19 protein-coding genes and 1 pseudogene are annotated in these 19,901 nt (G+C 35.2%); 14 read left to right on the plus strand and 6 right to left on the minus strand.

Annotation, left to right across the window (positions count from 1 at the left end; translation table 11 throughout):
• Positions 1–33: 33 nt before the first annotated feature.
• The 3 genes from DPQ31_RS05210 to DPQ31_RS05220 all read right to left on the minus strand — a co-directional run bounded on the left by DPQ31_RS05210 (position 34) and on the right by DPQ31_RS05220 (position 4,054).
• Positions 34–891: a CheR family methyltransferase gene (locus DPQ31_RS05210; protein ID WP_173781586.1), complete on the minus strand. Its 858-nt coding sequence runs from the start codon at positions 889–891 to the stop codon at positions 34–36.
• Between the two features lie 16 nt (positions 892–907).
• Positions 908–3,598, minus strand: a complete 2,691-nt coding sequence (locus DPQ31_RS05215; RefSeq protein ID WP_208731644.1) for an ATP-binding protein — start codon at positions 3,596–3,598, stop codon at positions 908–910.
• Positions 3,599–3,802: 204 nt separating this feature from the next.
• A complete protein-coding gene (locus tag DPQ31_RS05220) occupies positions 3,803–4,054 on the minus strand; it encodes a hypothetical protein (protein WP_000991353.1) in 252 nt (83 codons plus the stop codon).
• A 236-nt stretch (positions 4,055–4,290) separates the two neighbouring features.
• On the opposite strand from DPQ31_RS05220, the gene DPQ31_RS05225 reads away from it, so the two are divergent.
• From DPQ31_RS05225 to DPQ31_RS05240, 4 genes are all read left to right on the plus strand, one after another.
• A complete protein-coding gene (locus DPQ31_RS05225) occupies positions 4,291–4,431 on the plus strand; it encodes a hypothetical protein (RefSeq protein ID WP_208731645.1) in 141 nt (46 codons plus the stop codon).
• Between the two features lie 62 nt (positions 4,432–4,493).
• A complete protein-coding gene (locus DPQ31_RS05230) occupies positions 4,494–5,024 on the plus strand; it encodes a general stress protein (RefSeq protein ID WP_001100089.1) in 531 nt (176 codons plus the stop codon).
• Between the two features lie 301 nt (positions 5,025–5,325).
• Positions 5,326–5,529 carry a DUF4028 family protein gene (locus DPQ31_RS05235; protein ID WP_097958786.1) on the plus strand — a complete coding sequence of 68 codons (204 nt, stop codon included), beginning with the start codon at positions 5,326–5,328 and terminating at the stop codon, positions 5,527–5,529.
• Positions 5,530–5,673: 144 nt separating this feature from the next.
• Positions 5,674–5,985 (plus strand): YbjQ family protein, encoded by a 312-nt coding sequence (locus DPQ31_RS05240; protein WP_000637510.1) that lies wholly within the window; start codon positions 5,674–5,676, stop codon positions 5,983–5,985.
• A gap of 31 nt (positions 5,986–6,016) precedes the next feature.
• Here the strand turns inward: DPQ31_RS05240 and DPQ31_RS05245 are convergent, their stop codons facing one another.
• Together DPQ31_RS05245 and DPQ31_RS05250 are read right to left on the minus strand one after the other, a co-directional pair.
• Entirely contained in the window at positions 6,017–7,033 is a 1,017-nt protein-coding gene (locus tag DPQ31_RS05245; RefSeq protein ID WP_395934989.1) for a zinc-dependent alcohol dehydrogenase family protein, read from the minus strand.
• Positions 7,034–7,371: 338 nt separating this feature from the next.
• Positions 7,372–7,512 (minus strand): YflJ family protein, encoded by a 141-nt coding sequence (locus DPQ31_RS05250; RefSeq protein ID WP_000273535.1) that lies wholly within the window; start codon positions 7,510–7,512, stop codon positions 7,372–7,374.
• A 153-nt stretch (positions 7,513–7,665) separates the two neighbouring features.
• On the opposite strand from DPQ31_RS05250, the gene DPQ31_RS05255 reads away from it, so the two are divergent.
• Entirely contained in the window at positions 7,666–8,028 is a 363-nt protein-coding gene (locus DPQ31_RS05255) for a hypothetical protein (RefSeq protein WP_097958787.1), read from the plus strand.
• Between the two features lie 26 nt (positions 8,029–8,054).
• Here the strand turns inward: DPQ31_RS05255 and DPQ31_RS05260 are convergent, their stop codons facing one another.
• The gene (locus DPQ31_RS05260) at positions 8,055–8,240 is read right to left on the minus strand and encodes a YhzD family protein (protein WP_000539550.1); all 186 of its coding nucleotides are present in this window, start codon (positions 8,238–8,240) and stop codon (positions 8,055–8,057) included.
• A 261-nt stretch (positions 8,241–8,501) separates the two neighbouring features.
• On the opposite strand from DPQ31_RS05260, the gene DPQ31_RS05265 reads away from it, so the two are divergent.
• The 9 genes and pseudogenes from DPQ31_RS05265 (at position 8,502) to DPQ31_RS05310 (ending at position 19,750) form a co-directional block, all read left to right on the plus strand.
• Positions 8,502–9,743 carry a metallophosphoesterase family protein gene (locus tag DPQ31_RS05265; protein WP_208731647.1) on the plus strand — a complete coding sequence of 414 codons (1,242 nt, stop codon included), beginning with the start codon at positions 8,502–8,504 and terminating at the stop codon, positions 9,741–9,743.
• Positions 9,740–12,664, plus strand: a complete 2,925-nt coding sequence (locus DPQ31_RS05270; protein ID WP_097958790.1) for an ATP-binding protein — start codon at positions 9,740–9,742, stop codon at positions 12,662–12,664. Before DPQ31_RS05265 ends, DPQ31_RS05270 begins: the two co-directional genes overlap by 4 nt.
• Positions 12,665–12,705: 41 nt before the next feature.
• The gene (gene yhaM / locus DPQ31_RS05275; RefSeq protein WP_000726648.1) at positions 12,706–13,650 is read left to right on the plus strand and encodes a 3'-5' exoribonuclease YhaM; all 945 of its coding nucleotides are present in this window, start codon (positions 12,706–12,708) and stop codon (positions 13,648–13,650) included.
• A gap of 586 nt (positions 13,651–14,236) precedes the next feature.
• On the plus strand, positions 14,237–14,566 hold the full coding sequence (locus DPQ31_RS05280) for a hypothetical protein (RefSeq protein WP_000566287.1): 330 nt from the start codon (positions 14,237–14,239) through the stop codon (positions 14,564–14,566).
• Positions 14,567–15,366: 800 nt separating this feature from the next.
• Positions 15,367–15,633: pseudogene (locus DPQ31_RS05285) on the plus strand (AAA family ATPase); the annotation flags it as partial.
• Positions 15,634–16,177: 544 nt separating this feature from the next.
• Positions 16,178–17,122 carry a ring-cleaving dioxygenase gene (locus DPQ31_RS05295; RefSeq protein ID WP_097958793.1) on the plus strand — a complete coding sequence of 315 codons (945 nt, stop codon included), beginning with the start codon at positions 16,178–16,180 and terminating at the stop codon, positions 17,120–17,122.
• A 55-nt stretch (positions 17,123–17,177) separates the two neighbouring features.
• Entirely contained in the window at positions 17,178–18,155 is a 978-nt protein-coding gene (locus tag DPQ31_RS05300; protein ID WP_097958794.1) for a ring-cleaving dioxygenase, read from the plus strand.
• A 252-nt stretch (positions 18,156–18,407) separates the two neighbouring features.
• Positions 18,408–19,502 (plus strand): response regulator aspartate phosphatase, encoded by a 1,095-nt coding sequence (locus DPQ31_RS05305; RefSeq protein ID WP_208731648.1) that lies wholly within the window; start codon positions 18,408–18,410, stop codon positions 19,500–19,502.
• Positions 19,502–19,750 (plus strand): Phr family secreted Rap phosphatase inhibitor, encoded by a 249-nt coding sequence (locus tag DPQ31_RS05310; RefSeq protein ID WP_097958796.1) that lies wholly within the window; start codon positions 19,502–19,504, stop codon positions 19,748–19,750. Before DPQ31_RS05305 ends, DPQ31_RS05310 begins: the two co-directional genes overlap by 1 nt.
• The last annotated feature ends 151 nt before the right edge of the window (positions 19,751–19,901 follow it).

Genomic DNA, 19,901 nt, shown 5'->3' on the forward strand with positions numbered 1-19,901 from the left:
TATGAAATCCAAACAGAGGATTTCATACGCTTTTTATTGTATTTTTTGATAAATTTGTTCACTAGGATTAAATTGGGTATAATGCGGCATTATATTTGAAAAACGAAGAGTTTCTTTATTTCCTAAACATAGGAATCCATTGTGACTTAAACTTTCATAAAATAGTTGCTGTACTTGGTTTTGAAGTTTACTTGTAAAGTAAATTAAAACGTTACGACAAAGTATAATATGAAATTCGTTAAAAGATTGATCGGTTACTAAATTATGCTGTGCAAAAATAATGTTTTGTAAAAGTGATGGATTGAAATAAGCAAAACGACTATCCGTCGAATAATAGTTAGAAAATGCTTGTGTACCGCCAGCTTGTAAATAGTTTTTCGTGTAAGTTTGCATTTTATTTAACGGGAGGATGCCTTGTTTTGCTTTTTCTAACACATTTGTATTCATATCTGTTGCGTAAATAACCGACTTTTCACTTAATCCTTCTTCGCGAAGTAAGATGGACATTGATAATACTTCTTCACCAGTTGCGCATCCAGCATGCCAAATTCTAATTTCAGGATGCTTTTTTAATTCAGGAATAACATGCTCTCTAAGCGCTTTAAAAAAGGCAGGGTTACGAAACATCTCAGTTACATTAATCGAGAAATCATTTAATAACTGTTCTAAAACCCCTTCCTCGTGAATTACTTTTTCAATTAATTTTGAAATGGTCGGGATATTAGAGAGCTGCATTCGATTACAAATCCTTCTATAAATAGATGTGCGAGCATATTGGCGAAAATCAAATCCTGATAGTTTAAATACCGCTTCCAATAGTAATTCAATTTCTAAGTTCGTGCGCTCATCCGTATCTACTGATGGATCAAAATTATAATACTTATTTTCCACTCCAACTAAACCTCACTTATTTTATTAACCATACACTCATTACCGAATAGAGTTGATGTAGATTTAATGGTTTACTTATATAATCTGAAGCGCCAGCAGATAAACATTTTTCCTTATCATTTGGCATTGCTTTAGCAGTTAATGCGATAATAGGTATTTCATTTAACCCTAAATTCATTCGGATATTTTCCATCGTTTCATAACCGTCCATATTCGGCATCATAATATCCATTAAAATAAGGTCAATATTTGTATTGCTTTTTAGTATTTTTAAACACTCTATGCCGTTTTGGGCAGTAATAATGTTGGCATTTTGTTTTTTTAATGCATTTTGTAACGCAAATATATTTCGATGATCATCATCGACAATTAAAATGGTTTTCTCTTGGAAGACGTTATTTGTTTCGGTAGTAATGATAGTTTCCTCAATAACTTCAGCAGGAATAACATCTTCTATCGTTGCTGCGACTTCTAAATTGGATACTTGGATTGCATTTAAGCCATTTGGAAGGTTAGGAATATATACCGTGAAAGTACTACCTTCTCCTACATTACTCTCTAATGTAATCCAACCACCTAACAATCTAGCAAACTCTTTACAAATAGATAACCCTAAGCCTGTACCACCATATTTCCTAATTGTTGCTCCATCTGCCTGTTGAAAGGCTTCGAAAATAAGTTGATGCTGTTCTTTAGCGATACCAATACCAGTATCTTTTACTGAAATTGTAATCCAATCTTTACTTATAGACTGCATATCATGACTTAAATTGTTTGTTTCTATTGAATCGAAATGTAAAGAAACGGCTCCTTTTTCCGTGAATTTAAATGCATTGGATAGTAAGTTTTTAATAATTTGTTCAATCCGTTTTGCATCTGTATAAAACAAATCTGGAATCGTGTCACTGTCTTCAATAGTAAATTCGACATTTTTTTTTGCAGCTATATGTAAAAAGTTTTGATGCATATTGGCTGCCATGTCACTTATGTTCGTTGCTTCAAAAATGATGTCTAGTTTGCCTGCTTCTACTTTAGATAAATCTATTATGTCATTAATTAAAGTAAGTAAGTCTTTCCCTGATGAATGAATGACAGTTGCTAGTTCAATTTCATCATCCGATAAATGATTATCATGATTTTCTCTTAACATTTCAGATAATAGTAAAATACTATTTAACGGTGTGCGTAATTCATGTGACATATTTGCTAGGAACTCTGATTTGTATTTTGAACTACGTAATAACTCGCTTGCTTTTTCTTCTAATTCTGATTTGGTAATTTGTAAGTCAGCTGTCTTCTGCTCAGCTTCTTCAGTTCTAGACTCTAATTGTTCATTCGTTGTTCGTAATTCTTCCGCTTGCATTTGTAGTTCTTCCGCTTGCGTTTGTAATTCTTCTGATTGAACTTGTAACTCTTCTGTCATTGCTTGTGATTCATGTAAAAGAGTTTGAATTCGCATACGTCCTATAATGCTATGGATTGTTAAACCTAGATTATCAATAGTTTGTTGAATTAAATCTTGATGTAAGTCTGAAACCTCAGTTACACTTACTAACTCCATTACTGCAATCACTTCATCCTCAAATAAGATAGGGATGACTAGTAGATTTTTAGGACGTATTTCTAATAAGCCAGTAGTAACGTAACGAAAATCTTCTGGTATGTCCCTGAGAATAAAACTTTTCTTTTCTAAGGCAGACTGTCCAATGAAACCTTCACCCATTTTAATAGATTGTTTTCCAATATCAGTACCTTGATCGGCGAAAGAAGCTTTTTTCACATAGTAGACAGTTTCTTCATATTCTTCGCGTATATAGAATGCACCGCAGGAAGTTTGCGTTTTTTGTATAATTCCACTAAGAATTTTTTTACCTAACATCTCAATAGAAGATACACCTTGATACATTAAAATTAATTCTGCAAGCTCAGTTTGTAACCACTCTCTTTTAGATATTTCGTCTAGTAGGTGGTTCGTTGTATGAGCAAGATCTTTTATTTCATCATGTGTATTTACATGAATTCTTTCCGTAATTTTTTCTTTGGAAGAAATTGATGTAATAGCTTGAATTACATTTTTAATCGTTTTTGTAATGGAATTCGAAATATAGAGTGAAACGATAATGGAAATAAAAGAAAGTAAGAACAATAAACTGTATAACCAAATCTCTAATTTATTATTTTCAATATCTAATTGTGCAGCTCTTTTTTTCGTTAGTTGCTCCTCAGTGCTCCGGAAGTTAGTTAGCTGCGACTGTAATGACTGAATTTGAGTCGTGTCGATTGTTTGTACATTATTACTATTATTATTTGTAATAAGTGGGTGAATCTCTTTATTAATCCAACTAGTAATGTTTTCGTTAATCTGTTTTAATTTTTCTTGCTGAGAGGGGTTATCCTCTAATAAAGAAAAAAGGTCTTGAAAATGTTTTTCGTAATCCTTTTCCGCAGAGTTAAGGGATTGCACGTAATTAGGGTTATTAGAAATGATAAACCCTTTCGCTTTATTTTCAATTGTTAGTAACTCTTTCTCCACTTGATTCGTTAAATTGAGAACTTTAAAATCGTGATCAATAATAAAATTACGAGATTTTTGTAAGCTAGAAATCTCATTGTTTAACATAATGAAAGAAACAAGTAAGAACAAAATGATAACTAAATAACCAGCCATAATTTTGTAGCGAATACTAAATTTTGCTTTCGAGTTCATTAAAAATTCCTACCTTCAAGGTTATTAAAACTTTTCTATTTTAAAGAATGAAAAACGTAATATACATTATATCAGTTTTCATAAGGCCAAACTAGAAATCCCCCTATTGTAGTAGGGGGTTCTTTTTTAATAGAGGAAATCATTTTGAAATATAAAAACATATATGAAAGGTAGTAAACGAGGGAATAGAGGATAACAAACATTCTAAGAAGGGAAGAGTGTTCTTAAAGCTCTTTTTGCATCTATTCCTTCAAAAATAAATAATACAAGCTCTCTCTTTTTTACCGTAAGGAAAAAGGATACTAATGTGCTTAAGTTTTTAATAGAAGTAAGTGTTCCGTGTTTACTTATAAACAAGTTCGTTTGAAATGTTGTCATTAAAGCGTAAAAATGATGAATCTGAGTTATTGTAGGCGTTTCATTATAAGAAATAGTAGTAGAGTGAATGGCGTTCATTGCAATATTCCTTTCCATATAGTAAGCATAACAATATAAACATACCCGTTTTAAAAAATGTTAAACATATAAATAAGAAAAAATATAAGTATAGTTTTTTACGTTTAGAAAAGGTTAGGAAGGGTATACATATACTACAAAGAGATTGACTGAAGATGAATTGTAAGATGTCTATGTTTAGTAGATTAGTCTATCAAAATATACTTTTAATTTAAATAAAAAGGAGCCTGGTATACATGAATGAAATGATGATTGATATTACGTTTGATTTAATTTACTTGTTAAGTAGTTCGCTTGTAATACTGTTACTATTCGCTTTTTTCGTAAATGGTTATGTTAATAAGAAGATTGGTGTATACAGAAATGAAGAAGGATAAAGATGCATTATATAAAAATAAAAGGGCGTATATGTATATAAAAATTTAGGAGGTTAATAGTTATGAATGTAGATAGAAAAATAGTAGGTGTTTTTAGAACAATTGATGATGCGGCACTCGTTATTAATGAATTAAATGATAAAGGATACTCAGCAGATAACATTTCAGCTATTGCGAAAGATCAAAAGGAAATTGAACATCTGGAAGAAAAGTCGGGTGAAAAAGTGAATAGCGAAACTGCACATAAAGCAGATATCTTTTCAGCGACAGGGCTTGTAGCAGGAGGAGTAGCAGGGGGACTAGGTGGTTTATTAACAGGTCTTGGTATACTTGCCATTTCTGGAATGGGTCCAATTGTAGCAGCAGGACCAATCGCAGCAGCTATTGGAGGAGCCGGTATTGGCGGAGGAGCTGGAAGTTTAATAGGAGCATTTATCGGCTTAGGAATTCCAGAAGAACATGCTAAAAAGTATGAAGAATATATTTACGATGGAAATATATTAATTTTAGTAGATGCAAAGTTAGATGATAAGTTAGAAATCTATAAAATATTTGATAAGCATAATGCCTATAACTCTGATTTCTTTAAATAAAATAATGGAAAATGTAAATAAAGTGAATATCGTTTTTTGATCTTACAACTTTGGCGCGGCCGAGGAGTCGTATGACTATAAGAGAGGAAGGGCTTATAGTAAAAGATCAAGTTCTATTCTGTTATCCCGCTATTTGCCGGGCAGTAAGACCCCCACCTCAAAATTCAGTGAAAGCAAAGAAGTTAGGTGGGGGGCGGGCTGCCCGTAAAAGCCCGGTTGGTGAGGGCTAATAATCAGTGGGGGATGCGCCCCACCACTGATTAAAGTTTCACTTTATTGAAAAGGAAAGAGGTGTCTTTTCGTGATTGTAAAAATATTAAAGGATAGTAGCGATAGTTTCCTTTGCACGATTCAAAATAAAAATGGAGAGAAGTATGTGAAGAAATGGTTTCGTAAACATGAGAACAATGAAAAATTAGGACGACCAACTTTCAAAGAAGTAGAAAAGGACTGGAAAGAAAATAAAGAATCGTTTATGTATCCAAATATTAAAGCGCTTTATTAAAATGAAACATAATGCGCGTTTCATTCTTACAAAACTGTCACATTCCTGTAAGGTAATTCAATAGATTAGTTGTTTGTTCCATGTCATAATAAAGACATAAGAAAGCTAATCAAAAAACTATAAGTTATTAGGAGAGTGTCAGTCATGATTGTAACAACAACGTCTGGAATTCAAGGTAAAGAAATTATTGAGTATATCGATATTGTAAATGGTGAAGCTATTATGGGTGCAAATATTGTCCGCGATTTATTCGCTTCTGTTCGTGATGTTGTCGGTGGTCGTGCTGGTTCTTATGAAAGCAAGCTAAAAGAAGCTCGTGATATCGCAATGGATGAAATGAAAGAACTTGCAAAACAAAAAGGTGCGAACGCTATCGTTGGTATTGACGTAGATTATGAAGTTGTTCGTGATGGCATGTTAATGGTTGCTGTAAGTGGTACAGCTGTACGTATATAAGTAAATAAAAAAACAGGCTCCCCCTCGAAGCTTATGCTTTGAGGGGATTTTTTTTGTAACTCGTTAAAAATACTTTTCCCTTTGTTTTTTCAGCAGAATGCACAACGGCAACCGCAGTTTTCACATCCGCTAAGTCATACGTAGAATGTACTGTCGTAAAACGTAATTTTTTATCCTCAACTAAACGAATTAAGTGACGAAACGTTTCTTGCCATTTATACGGTGACACGTCTGTATTCCAATGTCGTAAATGAAATATGTTAGCATGCACCTTTGCTTTCGTAACAATTTCGGCCCAGTTTACTTGTACGCCTGATAGAAGACCGATAGTTAAAAAGTGTCCATTTGGACGTACACAAAATGCTAATTCATTTCCATCGGATCCTCCAATAGAATCAATCGCAGCATCTGCGCCTATCCCGTTCGTTAACTCCAAAACGGTTTCATAAAGCGGAACAGTGGAAGTATCTATTACATATTCAGCACCGAGCTGAAGTAATTTCTCTGTATGTTTACTATTTCTAGTCACTGCAATGAGTCGGAAGTTTAAAATTTGTGATAACTGTGCAAAAAGATGACCTATAGCGGATCCACAAGCGTTTACTAATAAAACGTTATCTCGTTTTAAGTTTAGCGTTTCTGTACACGTAACCCAAGCTGTTAATGGGTTGATGTACATTTGTGCAGCTGTAAAATCATCAATTGAATCGGGAATAAGGACTACAAAATCAGCTGATGTCTTCACATATTCTTGCCAAGTACCTTCCCCGCGTAAAGGTAGCATGCGTTTACCGATAAGGTCTCTAGAAACACTCGCACCAACATCTTCAACAATACCAACACCTTCATAACCAGGTATGTTAGGTAAAGGAATTCTATGTGCATACGCTCCAGTTACAGGAATTAAGTCAGATGGATTAATCGGTCTAACTAACATACGAACTAGCACTTCATTATCTTTTACTGGTTCTATATTTTTATATTCAACTTGTAATACATCTTTTGGGCTACCAAACTTATGAAATTGAATGCATGTTCCGCGCAAAATAATGGTTCCTCCTTAATGTAGTCAAATGTATTATAGCATTTTTAGCTTGGCTACTTATTTCGTTATATATATAAGGGAATAGAAATTTTAAAGAGGGAGTAAACATGAAGAATTAGCCCAATAAAAACTAAAGTTAAAGGCACCCGAACGAGTGCTTTTATTTTGTTTTTACCAATATAATTTAAAGATTATACATAAATGGGGGAGTCAGCATGAATAAAAAGATAATCTGGGGAATTTTAGGGATTGTTGTGATCATGATAGCCCTTGTGAGTATGAATGTATTACAAAAAAATGCCAAAGAAGCTACTTTTAAAGTAGCTTCTTCTATTTGTCTATTAAGCCGAAGCCTTTTTCATTCTCTCAAGTAAACTAGATAAAATATGCGTACGATAAGATTCTAGTTTTTTACCTTCATAAGTACGGATGCCTAATTTTTTAAGTTCTTTTACATACCAACCTTTGCTTCCGAAATACATGTGATCGCTCCCCTTCAACTTTGTTTTATTTGTTCTGATTGTACTTGGAGGTACAGGTAATATAATGAAGGAAATGAATTTCGTGCGAAAATGGTTAACTTTGTTGCAAAAGACATATATACTAAAGGTAGTATATAACGAGGTGGGCAAGACGTGATTATAGAGAAGCACGAAATTCAAATTGACCAAATTACGAGCGGTAAAGTGAATATCTTTACTTTCTATAGAAATAGAAAGCAAATTGATGATCATTTTTTACGTTTACAAGAACCATCGCTTACAGCAAACTACTTCTTCCATTTTCATTTTGATGCAGAGAGCTTACACCTTCTGCAGGAAGAGTTTCCGGGTGTATATCCGTACGACGGTAGTGAAACGATTCATAACTGGACGGAAAAGATGAAGGCAGAATTGCAACATCAGATCCAAACAGGTAAATGGAATAAACGCGTACGTATCGGTAATCGCATTCTAGATGTGGAGTTTACGTGGTGCGACGAAGATATAGTAGAGTGAAAAAGAAGCGGATGACGCTTCTTTTTTTAGCGCTGGAATAAAACGAGCTTACCTGCAGAAGATGTGCAGCGATGTGTTTTTTCGTGCAATCCTTTTTCTTGTAAAATAGATTCACCTTTTGCTTTCGCTTCTTTTTCAGTTGCCGCCTCAAATGATTCGTCCAATGCTTTTGAACCATCTTTTTCAAAGACTGTTAGAACGTATACTCCCATGAAAATTCCCTCCAAAAATTAAAATCAGAATCTTATAACTATTTTGGCATAAATCACTAGAATATGCAAAGAAATATATGACATTGCATGTTACAATAAAGTGACACTTTAATAAGCAGGGGAGTTTTTCATCCCCTGCTTATTATTAGTGGAGCCAATCGGGTATTTAAGGGCAGTTAACTTTCAGATTGCCTTCTTTGCCTATTGCCCGTTAGTACAGGATAAAATGAAACTTTTGAAATATAGAAAGGATCGTTATTTGTGAAACAAGTGAAGTTTATACATGCGGCTGATTTGCATTTGGATAGTCCGTTTAAAGGGATGGAAATGAATGTACCGCAGTCTGTTTGGGAGAGAATGAAGCAAAGTACGTTTGAATCGTTCGAACGTATTATTGATAAAGCGATTCAAGAGCGCGTTGATTTCGTATTACTAGCCGGGGATTTGTATGATGCGGAGACGCGAAGTTTGCGGGCGCAAGTGTTTGTGCGTGAGCAAATGAAGAGACTTTCGCAGTACGATATCCCTGTTTTTATTATTCATGGTAACCATGACCATTTAGGTGGGAGCTGGGCTGCAATTGAGTTTCCAGAAAATGTTCATGTGTTTACGGAGCCTTATGTAGAAGAGAAATCATTTTATAAAAATGGTGAACTGTTAGCTTCTATTTACGGATTTAGTTATTTGCAGCAAGCAGTAACGGATAATATGACAGCGCAGTTTACGAAAATGAGTGATGCGCCTTTTCATATTGGCATGCTTCACGGAAGTGTGGAAGGAGATGCAGAGCATAATCGCTACGCACCGTTTCAAATTCGTGAGCTGAAAGAAAAGCAGTTTGACTATTGGGCTCTTGGCCATATACATAAACGTGAAATTTTATCAGAAGAGCCGTACATTATTTATTCAGGTAACATACAAGGGCGTCATCGTAAAGAGACAGGGGAAAAGGGTGCGTACCTTATTGAACTTACGAAACAAGGAACGCATTGCTCATTTTTCCATACGGCAGATGTTGTATGGGATGAAATAGAAGTGAATATTGATGGACTTGAAACTGTTGATGAAATTATGACGAGCATATCTACTGCGATGAATGAGTGTCGAAGAGAAGAGGGAGGGACGCTACTAACTGTCGTATTTACAGGACAAGGGCCGCTTTCTCCTTATTTGCGTGACGAAAAGCGTGTGGAAGAGATTTTTCACATTTTAGCATCTGGAGAAGAGCGAAAAGATTTCGTATATGCGATGAAGTGGAAAAATGAGACGGTTTCTTTTGCAGAAATAGAGCGTTTGAAAGAAGAAAATCATTTTGTCGGTAGTGTACTGAAAGAGTTAGAAGCTTTCACAAATATGGACGGCGTGTTGCGCGCCATTTGGACATCTCCTGTAGCGCGTAATAGTATTGAATCTTTTACAGAAGAAGAGAAGAAAGAGATTCAAAAGGAAGCGGAAAATATTATTTTAGAACAATTATTCCAGCAAGAGAGGGATAAGAAATGAGAATGGAAAAACTCCATATTTATGGATACGGAAAATTAGAAAATGTGGAAATGGATCTGTCGATGCTGACGGTGCTATACGGTGAAAATGAAGCTGGGAAATCAACAATTCGTTCATTTATGAAAAGTATTTTATTCGGTTTTCCAACGAGAGGACAGCGCCGTTATGAGCCGAAAGAAGGCGGCAAGTATGGCGGTGCCATGACTGTACAAACAGAGAAGTATGGCCGTTTGAAAATTGAACGATTGCCAAAGACGGCAGCTGGCGAGGTGACCGTTTATTTTGAAGACGGAAAAACGGGCGGCGAGGAGATTTTACACGATATATTAAGTGGGATGAATGAAAGTTTATTTGAATCGGTCTTTTCATTTGATATGCACGGTCTTCAAAATATTCATCAGCTCGGCGAATCGGATATCGGCAATTATTTATTTTCAGCAAGCGCAGTTGGAAGCGATGCGTTATTACAGCTCGATAAAAAGCTAGAGAAAGAAATGGATCAGCGCTTTAAGCCGAGTGGTCGTAAGCCAGAGATTAATATGTCACTGCAAGAGATGAAGAAGCTTGAAGAGAAGATGAAAGAGTGGCAAGGGAAAATTGGCACGTATGAAAAACAGGTCGAGCAGTTAAAAGAGGATGAAGAGAAGCTTGCCTCTGTTCGTGCGGAGAAGGAGAACGCGGAAAAGCGAAAGCAAGATTATGAAATATTAGCAGCGCTTGAGCCTCTCGTTATTGAAAAGCATGCGCATGAGAAAGTGTTAGAATATGAAAAAAGGCAATTTCCTGTAAACGGAACGGCGCGCTATGAAGCGATAAAGGCGAAGATGGAGCCAATTCAATTACAAGTTGATTCGCTCCATAAGAAAATCGAGAATGTGCAATTGGAAATTGCCTCGATTCAAATAGATGAAGAGTTTTTACAAAAAGAAAGTTATGTTGAAGAACTTCGCATGCAGCATATGTCGTATGAAAATGCACGCCAAGAAATGCGAGATATGACGGGGAATATTGCGAATATAAAAGAAGAAATAGCAGAATTAGAGCAACAAATCGGTGCTACTTTTGAAAAAGAAACAGTCCTTTCGTTTGATATGAGTTTGGCAACGAAAGAGTTAATTACGCAAGCAGTGCAAAATGCGCGTGAATTAGAAACGCAAAAAGCACAGCTTGATGATCGCTTTAAAGTAGCGCAGGAGCAATTAGAAGAACAAGAGGAAAACATAAGACAGATTAAGCAACAAATGTTAGCTGATGAAGAGCGAAATACGTTAGCTGAGAAAGAAAAATCGTTCCAAGATGCGGCGTTTATCGGTATGGGTGCTGAGAGAATGAAGCGTAAGTATGAGGAAAAAGCAGGAGCGGCTATGCAAAAGAAAAAGCAGTGGCAAAGAGTTTGTCTTTTGTTACTTCTTATTAACACAGGTGTTTTATTCACGAGCTTATTTATAGATAACCGCCAGCTTTTATTTATTAGTGTCATTGTTTTTGTAGGGATTGTTCTCGCCCTTGTTTTGTATAAAGATCCGTCAAGTGGATTACAAGAAGAACTTCTTACTCTTCAGCAAAGTGCTGGCGGAAGACAAAGTGAAGAAGCGATGTCCGTTCGCTATCAATTAGAAAAAGATGAAGAGATCCGTAAGCTATTTGAGCGCGAGTCATATAAGTTACAGCAAATGGAACGAGCTTATGATAAAGTCGTTTCATCGTATGAGGAATGGGAGAGAGAAACGTTCCGCGCAGGAGAACAAGTCGATGCGTATAAAACGCGCTATATGTTCCCTGAATTTTATACGTATGCACACATATTGCCGGCATTTGAGCGGATTGAAAAAATGCAGCAACTGTATCGTGAAGTAGAGAAACAAAGCACGAGGAAATCTTCATTATATGAAATGATTTCGCACTTTGAACATAAACTAGAAACTGTTATCGGTAGCGCGGAGTATAATAAGCTGCACGGGGCACAAAGTCGTATGCAAAATGAGAAAGAAAAGCGCCAAACTTGTAAGCAACTAAAAGAGAAGCTGACGGAATGGCAAGAAGAATATGAGTTCATGCAAGAGCAATTGAAACAACTGCTAGTAGAACGAAATGCATTATGGAATATTGCAGAGGCTACAGATGAAGAGATGTTTTTAGAAGCAGGTAAACTGGCAGAGAAATGTGAAGATGCAGAGAAACAAGTGGGGCGTTTATTACCGCAAATTGAGCTTTTAGAGCAGCGTTTAACGAGTTTGTCATTAGCTGAACATTATGAAGCTGAAGGTTATGAGGAAAAATTAAAGCGAGAAATGACAGTCGTGCGAAACTGTCTTGCAAAAGAGAAAGAACTGACAGAGCGCATTGCGAAACATCGTATGGAAATTGAGAATTTAGAAGAAGGCAGTACGTACGGTGATTTAATGCATGAATGGGAAATGAAAAAAGCGCAAGTGCGCGAACAAGTGAAAAAGTGGGCTGCTTATGCGGCAGCAAAGACGGTGTTAACGAAAACGAAGCAATACTATCATGAGGTACATTTGCCTCGTATTTTACAAAAATCAGAAGAGTATTTCGTCTATTTAACGGGCGGGCGCTATAGTAAAATCTTTTCACCGTCAGAGGCGGAGCCGTTCATTGTTGAACGTAACGACGGTATACGTTTTTACAGTCATGAACTAAGCCAAGCGACAGCGGAGCAATTGTATTTATCGTTACGATTTGCATTAGCGAAAACATTTGAGCATGATTATCCATTTATTATTGATGATAGTTTCGTGCATTTTGATGCGGTAAGGACGAATCGAACGATTGAACTAATAAAGGAAATTGCGAAAGATAGACAAGTCATCTTCTTTACATGTCATGCGCATTTGTTAACGTATTTCACAGAAGAACAGATTATAAAATTAACGCATAAGCGTAAAGAAAATGAGTTGTAGTGTGCTATACTAAAAGTAACTGATTTGGTGGAGGAATTCGAATGAAAAAGAAAATTGCAGAATATGAAGTTGGTGAACAAGTCGATGTTTTCTTGTTAATTAAAACAGCGACAAAAGGTCTCGCAAGTAATGGAAAGCCGTTTTTAACAGTAATCTTACAAGATCCAAGTGGAGATATTGAAGCGAAGCTATGGGATGTATCACCAGAAGTTGAGAAACAATATGTAGCAGAAACAATCGTTAAAGTAGCTGGAGATATTTTAAACTACAAAGGACGTATTCAATTACGTGTGAAACAAATTCGAGTTGCGAATGAAAATGAAGTAACAGATATTTCGGACTTCGTAGAAAAAGCACCCGTGAAAAAAGAAGATATGGTTGAGAAAATTACGCAATACATATTTGAAATGAGAAACCCGAACATTCAGCGTCTAACAAGACATTTATTAAATAAGCATCAAAATGAGTTTTTAGAATATCCAGCAGCGACGAAAAATCATCACGAGTTCGTATCTGGACTAGCTTATCACGTCGTATCGATGCTAGATTTAGCGAAAGCTATTTCGGCTCTATACCCATCGTTAGATAAAGACTTACTATATGCAGGCGTTATTTTACATGACCTTGGTAAAGTAATTGAGCTATCTGGTCCAATTTCTACAACGTATACGTTAGAAGGAAATTTACTAGGCCACATTTCTATCATGGTGAACGAAATTGGGAAAGCAGCAGACGAATTGCAAATTGATGCAGAAGAAGTATTAATCTTGCAGCACATCGTCCTTTCTCACCACGGAAAAGCAGAATGGGGTAGCCCAAAACCACCATTAGTAAAAGAAGCAGAAATTCTGCACTACATCGACAACTTAGATGCAAAAATGAATATGATGGACCGCGCATTAGGACGCACAAAACCAGGTGAATACACTGAACGTGTCTTCGCACTTGATAATCGTTCATTCTATAAACCGACGTTCCATAATTAAGATTGTAAATAGAATGGCCTCATTAAGCGTTAAAAGCTTAGTGAGGCTGTTTTTGTATTAAAAATTAAATGAAATAGTTAAGAAGTACGCATGGGGTTAACGAAGAACGATTAAAACATATCTCACCACTAGAATGGGAGCATATCAACTTTAATATGGCAGATACTTAGAATCGCTTCAGCCTGTACAATAGGCCTAAAAATAAGAGTTGAAATTTGTTTAGCATATATTTTTGTTAAAAGGTGGGAGGGATCCCTATATAAAAAAAGACACCCTAAGGTGCCTTTCCTCGACTAGATCGGAGTACCGCCAGCATTTCAGAAAAAATACAATAAGCTGTCCATATGGGCAGCTTATTTACATAATTCTCGTTCTCGGAAGTTGATCTTGTAGCGTTCTTTCTCGTAATTCACTATGTTTTCCAAAGAAAATAGTGAAAGGCAAGGCGCTGAATACATTTACAAAATGACAAAACTGTAAGAATACACGAATGTTTGTAAGAAAGTTCGATGTTTTCCTTTTTCTTTTTTTATTATAGTGAAAAAGAAGAACGAAATATTCTCTTATGTAGGAAAGGAAGATAATAATGATTGATCTATTAAATAAATGGATGTTAGAAAGTACAGGCAATTTCAATATCGTTGTAGGACTTACAGCACTTCTATTTTTGGGTTCAGTAATTGCACTTATTATTATTTACAAAAAAATTGGTAAACCATATGAAAGAACAAATGCTATTTATTTAAAAATTACTTCTCGTATGTTTACTATTCAGATTCTAATGAATGCTATATTTATTTCTTTAGTTGGTAAAGATATTGAGAATTTCCGTCAAATCTTTATATTATTTGAAGCTTTTGTATTCTTTATTGGAGCTATTTATTCGTTTAAATTATATAAACAGGAATGCAAATAATCCACTTATAAGAAACAATAAAAAATGTAAACTTTTCATTTTTAGTTAACTGTATATTCTATACATATGGGGTCAACATAACGTCTCATTATGAGGAGTCAATCTATCTAGAAACCTAGAAAAGCCCCTTCAGATTTTCTCAAGGGGCTTTTCGTTCATATAATCAGTGTTATCGGTAGTTAGGTCTCTTTAGTTGAATGGGAATATTTTGATCCAGTAGAAGAACGCAAAACCTCCAGCTACAAATAAAGCAGCTAAAATGAATGTTATTAGAAGTATTTTATTTTTCATACTTCCCTCCCCTTTTTCCTAATTGTACCATTTGGAGGAAGTGATATGTTGTATAATTTTGGTTGTATATGATATTCATGTAAGGTTAACATAACGTCTTATTATCGGTAGCAAGGACAAGGAGGAACCCCTATTCTCACAAGGGAACTTCCTTTTTTTTGTTTTATGGATCTATGCATTTTTTAATACATTCCTATCCTGGAGCGGCTTTAGAGTCCTCGTTTGTTGCTGAATTAGCTGAAAAACTGTATAAGATCTTGCATACTCTTAGCTTGTTTTTTCAAAAATGCTGGCGATATCCTACATCCATCAACTTATGAATTTTATAATGTCCTCAAACCAAGAACCTCGCGTGTTTTTAGTCCAAGAACGTTAGTTATTAGATCTTAAAAGAACAGCCCTTCAAAATAAGGGATAGCACTAACAAAATCTATATTTTCTAGTTTGTGGAAAATGTTTATTGTGATAAAATATCAGAAAAATCAAATAATATAAAGGAGATAAGGAATATGAACATATTAGAAAAAATTAAAGAAAACGTTTCAAAGGTTATTGTAGGAAAGGAAGGAGTAATTGATTTAGCGATGATGGCATTAGTTGCAAATGGACATGTTTTATTAGAAGACGTACCAGGAACAGGGAAAACAACATTAGCCAAAACTCTTGCGAAAAGTATTGATGGGGCTTTTTAGCGTGTTCAATTTACATCGGATACGTTGCCGGGTGATGTAGTAGGATTAGAATACTTTGATATGAAAGAAAGTGATTTTAAAACGAGTAGGCTATGCACCAGAAGATCTTCTCTGAGTTAGTATCTCTCATTTGTGGTAGGAAGAAAAATAATGTAACTCCTCATCGCCATCAGATTAAGAATTTCATTATTCTCCAAAACGACAAAAGTACACTGAATTCTCATAAACAACCAACTGTGGTGAGATAAAATTTTTGTTTTGGGGCATGGGGAGCCTGGAGTCTTTAGCTTGATAGTGATGTGACGCTATCCCACATAGAAATTAATGATTTTACACCCTAAATGTTATTTAACAAAAAAAATATCTCAAATTCGAGATTTTTTACTTGCTTTTTAATCACTTGAGTTGTAAAGTGATAGTAACGAAAGCAAATGAGTCATCTGAAAAACATATACTCAGTTACTTTCGGTTTACAAGACAAAGTAATTTATGAATGAATTCAATGCAGCTTATTTAGTAAACACTACGACTAAGTTATAAAAACATAATGAGAATAAATTGAAAAGCTAAGAAGCATATTATTTTTTTGTTGTCACTTGACTAGTAAAATGAAACGGAGGAATGACCGATGTATGAAATTAAAGGGCATCATCACATTTCAATGGTTACGAAAAACGCAAATGAAAATAATCACTTTTATAAAAACGTGCTTGGTTTACGTCGTGTGAAAATGACGGTAAATCAAGACGATCCGTCAATGTATCACTTATTTTATGGAGATAAAACAGGAAGCCCAGGTACGGAGCTATCATTTTTTGAAATTCCTTTAGTAGGAAAAACATATCGTGGTACGAATGCAATTACTCGAATTGGATTACTCGTCCCTTCCGAGGAAAGCTTACATTACTGGAAAGAACGATTTGAGAAATTTGATGTGAAACATAGTGAAATGACAACATATGCAAATCGTCCTGCTTTGCAATTTGAGGATGCTGAAGGTCTTCGCTTAGTACTACTCGTTTCAAACGGAGAAAAAGTGGAGCATTGGGAGACGTGGGAGAAATCAGAAGTTCCTGCAAAGCATCAAATTCAAGGAATGGGTGCTGTGGAAATGACAGTGCGTAGACTTGATAAAATGGCGAGTACACTTACAGAGATGTTTGGTTATACAGAGGTTAGCCGAAATGACGAAGAAGCAATTTTTCAGTCTATTAAAGGAGAGGCCTTTGGGGAAATCGTTGTGAAATATTTGGACGGTCCTTCTGAAAAGCCGGGCCGCGGTAGCATTCACCATTTAGCGATTCGTGTGAAAAACGATGCAGAGCTTGCTTATTGGGAAGAACAGGTGAAACAAAGAGGTTTCCATTCTTCAGGAATCATTGACCGCTTCTATTTTAAAAGCTTATATTTCCGTGAATCAAACGGAATTCTATTTGAAATTGCGACAGATGGACCAGGATTTACAGTTGATGGAGATGTGGAGCATTTAGGAGAAAAACTTGATTTACCACCATTCTTAGAAGATCAGCGAGCAGAAATTGAAGCAAATTTAGCTCCGATTGAAGAGAAGTAATAGAAGAAAAAATACAAATTTAATATATAAATGAAAACCATTGGAGGAATATAAAATGAACCAATTAAAAGGAATTCATCACGTTACAGCGATTACAAGTAGTGCAGAAAAGAACTATGAGTTTTTCACTCATGTTTTAGGAATGCGTTTAGTTAAAAAAACGGTAAACCAAGATGATATTCAAACGTACCATTTATTCTTTGCAGATGATAAAGGTAGTGCCGGAACAGATATGACATTCTTTGACTTCCCAGGTGTTCCAAAAGGAGTACACGGTACAAATGAAATTTCAAAAACTTCATTCCGCGTTCCAACTGATGCAGCATTATCATATTGGGTGAAACGCTTTGACCGTCTTGAAGTGGAACATACAGGAATTAAAGAGCAATTTGGTAAGAAAACTCTTTCTTTCGTTGATTTTGATGATCAACACTATCAATTAATCTCGGATGAACTTGATAAAGGGATAGAATCAGGTACACCGTGGCAAAACGGTCCAGTTCCATTAGAATATGCAATTACTGGTTTAGGACCTGTATTCATTCGTATTGCGAACTTTAGCTTCTTTAAAGAAGTGTTAGAAAAAGTTCTATTATTTAAAGAGATTGCGCAAGAAGGAGAATTCTATTTATTTGAAGTGAACGAAGGTGGAAACGGTGCATCTATCATCGTAGAACATAATACAGTTCTTCCTGAAGCACAACAAGGTTTTGGTACAGTTCACCATGCTGCATTCCGCGTAGAAGATCGTGCGGTACTAGAAGAATGGATTGAAAGAATAGGTAGCGTTGGTCTCCCTTCATCTGGTTATGTAAACCGTCACTTCTTCGAGTCATTATACGCAAGAGTGGCACCGCAAATTTTATTTGAATTCGCAACAGACGGCCCAGGGTTTATGGGAGATGAGCCATACGAAACACTTGGAGAAAAATTATCTTTACCTCCATTCCTAGAGCCAAAACGTGAAGAAATTGAAAAATTAGTTCGTCCAATTGATACAGTGAGAAGTACGAAGGAATTTATTAAAGAGTAAAAACAGAGATAGTAAGTAGAAGAGCAAGTAGTTTTAGCAGAGTGCTGGAACTGCTTGCTTTTTATTTGGTCTATAAAGTTTTCTGACAAATGTTTCTCAAGTTTTCGAAATAGAAATATTTGGTATAATGATTTTAAATTATAAATTTTCTGATAATTATTTTTCAATACATAGAAAAGAGGTGATAATATACAATTTGGATAATTGTATAAATATCCCAAATTTATAATTTGGCAAGGGAGAGGCGAAGGTATGGGAACGAATATAGTAACGAAGGAGCAAATGAAACATTCTTTAGATGATTGGTATCGTGTAATGTTGCAGCAACAAATAGAGCAAGTTACGGAAATGAAAGAGGAGATTGATAGTAAGATTAGTGGTTTGGAAGTGGATCAAGATGTATTACTTTATCATGCGTTATTGAACTTTAGATACGATGCATTAGTTGATTGGATTGGGGTTAGAGAAGATAGTTTTGATAAAGTGGAATCTTTCGAAATTCCGACAGAAGGCTTTCTAGCGTATTACTATCACTTCTTTAAAGGGTTTCATTGTACATTAATTTCAAATTATAACGAAGCGAAAGAACAGTATGAACAAGCTGAGAAGTTATTGAAATATATTGCAGATCCGATAGAGCATGCGGAGTTTAATTATCGAATGGGGAATTTTTATTACCAAAAATATGACCAAGTTCATGCAATAGATTACTTGAATAGAGCCAAAGCGGCATTTTTGAAATATCCAGGCTATGAAATAAAAGTAGGGTTATGTGAAAATACTTTTGGGCTATGTTGCGTAGACATAGATCACTATGAATTAGCGGAAGAGAACTTTAATGCTGCTATGGAAGTATTGCAAAAAGCAAATCAAAAAAAATATATGCTAATGGTTCGACATAATTTAGCTTGGCTTTATGCCAGTCAAAACCTTTCAGAATTAGCGATTCGCCATATATCTGAGGTGACAAAAAATTACCCAGAACATTTTAAAGCCTTGTTTGTAGAAGCACGTGAACATTACAAATTAGGAGAATATAATTTAGCGAATCCAATTGTTGAAAAAGGTTTAAATATTTGTATTGATTTAGGCGAAAAAGAATTTCAACATCGGTTTAAAATTTTGAAAGAACTCAATGGAAATTCTTCTATATCAATTATTGAAGATGTAATTTTAAAAGGCCTTTCTTATTTTGAGAGAGAAAGATTATGGGATTGTATTCAAGAATACACTGAAATTTTAGCAATGAAATTTTATGAAGTTGATGATCATGTTAAGGCAAGTAAATATTTTTATATGAATAATAAGGCTCAAAAAAATATATTGGAAAAGGGAGCGTTAAAATAATGAAGAAATTTCGTTTAGCTATTGTTGGGGCTGCATTAGTAGGGGTATTATCAATTGGATTCAATAGTTCTTTTACAAATCAAGCTGTAAATATAGGGGACACGGGAGGAGCACCAGCAAGACCAGACTACGTTAATATAGGAGACACAGGTGGAGCACCAGCAAGACCAGACTACGTTAACATTGGAGACACGGGTGGAGCACCTGCAGATAATAGAGGCGACGGCGGCGGAGTAAGCCAACTATAATAAAAATAAAGAAGGGACTTCATATGGAAGTCCCTTCTTTATTTTTTGGCCATGCAGAGAAAAGAATTGACTTACTTTTAATATGTAACTATAATAGTTACAAAATAACCATCAGTAATAGAGATGAGTTATATTTTTTTAATATAATTGT

This window comes from Bacillus sp. COPE52, from assembly GCF_003355115.1.
GTDB classification, from domain to species: domain Bacteria; phylum Bacillota; class Bacilli; order Bacillales; family Bacillaceae_G; genus Bacillus_A; species Bacillus_A toyonensis.

Bases quoted from the DNA above. Each gene is read 5' to 3' on its own strand.
- DPQ31_RS05225 (WP_208731645.1), top strand. From the start codon at position 4,291: ATGAATGAAATGATGATTGATATTACGTTTGATTTAATTTACTTGTTA.
- DPQ31_RS05250 (WP_000273535.1), bottom strand. From the start codon at position 7,512: ATGTATTTCGGAAGCAAAGGTTGGTATGTAAAAGAACTTAAAAAATTA.
- DPQ31_RS05240 (WP_000637510.1), top strand. From the start codon at position 5,674: ATGATTGTAACAACAACGTCTGGAATTCAAGGTAAAGAAATTATTGAG.
- yhaM (WP_000726648.1), top strand. From the start codon at position 12,706: ATGAAAAAGAAAATTGCAGAATATGAAGTTGGTGAACAAGTCGATGTT.
- DPQ31_RS05300 (WP_097958794.1), top strand. From the start codon at position 17,178: ATGAACCAATTAAAAGGAATTCATCACGTTACAGCGATTACAAGTAGT.
- DPQ31_RS05230 (WP_001100089.1), top strand. From the start codon at position 4,494: ATGAATGTAGATAGAAAAATAGTAGGTGTTTTTAGAACAATTGATGAT.
- DPQ31_RS05215 (WP_208731644.1), bottom strand. From the start codon at position 3,598: ATGAACTCGAAAGCAAAATTTAGTATTCGCTACAAAATTATGGCTGGT.
- DPQ31_RS05295 (WP_097958793.1), top strand. From the start codon at position 16,178: ATGTATGAAATTAAAGGGCATCATCACATTTCAATGGTTACGAAAAAC.
- DPQ31_RS05260 (WP_000539550.1), bottom strand. From the start codon at position 8,240: ATGGGAGTATACGTTCTAACAGTCTTTGAAAAAGATGGTTCAAAAGCA.
- DPQ31_RS05270 (WP_097958790.1), top strand. From the start codon at position 9,740: ATGAGAATGGAAAAACTCCATATTTATGGATACGGAAAATTAGAAAAT.
- DPQ31_RS05310 (WP_097958796.1), top strand. From the start codon at position 19,502: ATGAAGAAATTTCGTTTAGCTATTGTTGGGGCTGCATTAGTAGGGGTA.
- DPQ31_RS05305 (WP_208731648.1), top strand. From the start codon at position 18,408: ATGGGAACGAATATAGTAACGAAGGAGCAAATGAAACATTCTTTAGAT.
- DPQ31_RS05220 (WP_000991353.1), bottom strand. From the start codon at position 4,054: ATGAACGCCATTCACTCTACTACTATTTCTTATAATGAAACGCCTACA.
- DPQ31_RS05280 (WP_000566287.1), top strand. From the start codon at position 14,237: ATGATTGATCTATTAAATAAATGGATGTTAGAAAGTACAGGCAATTTC.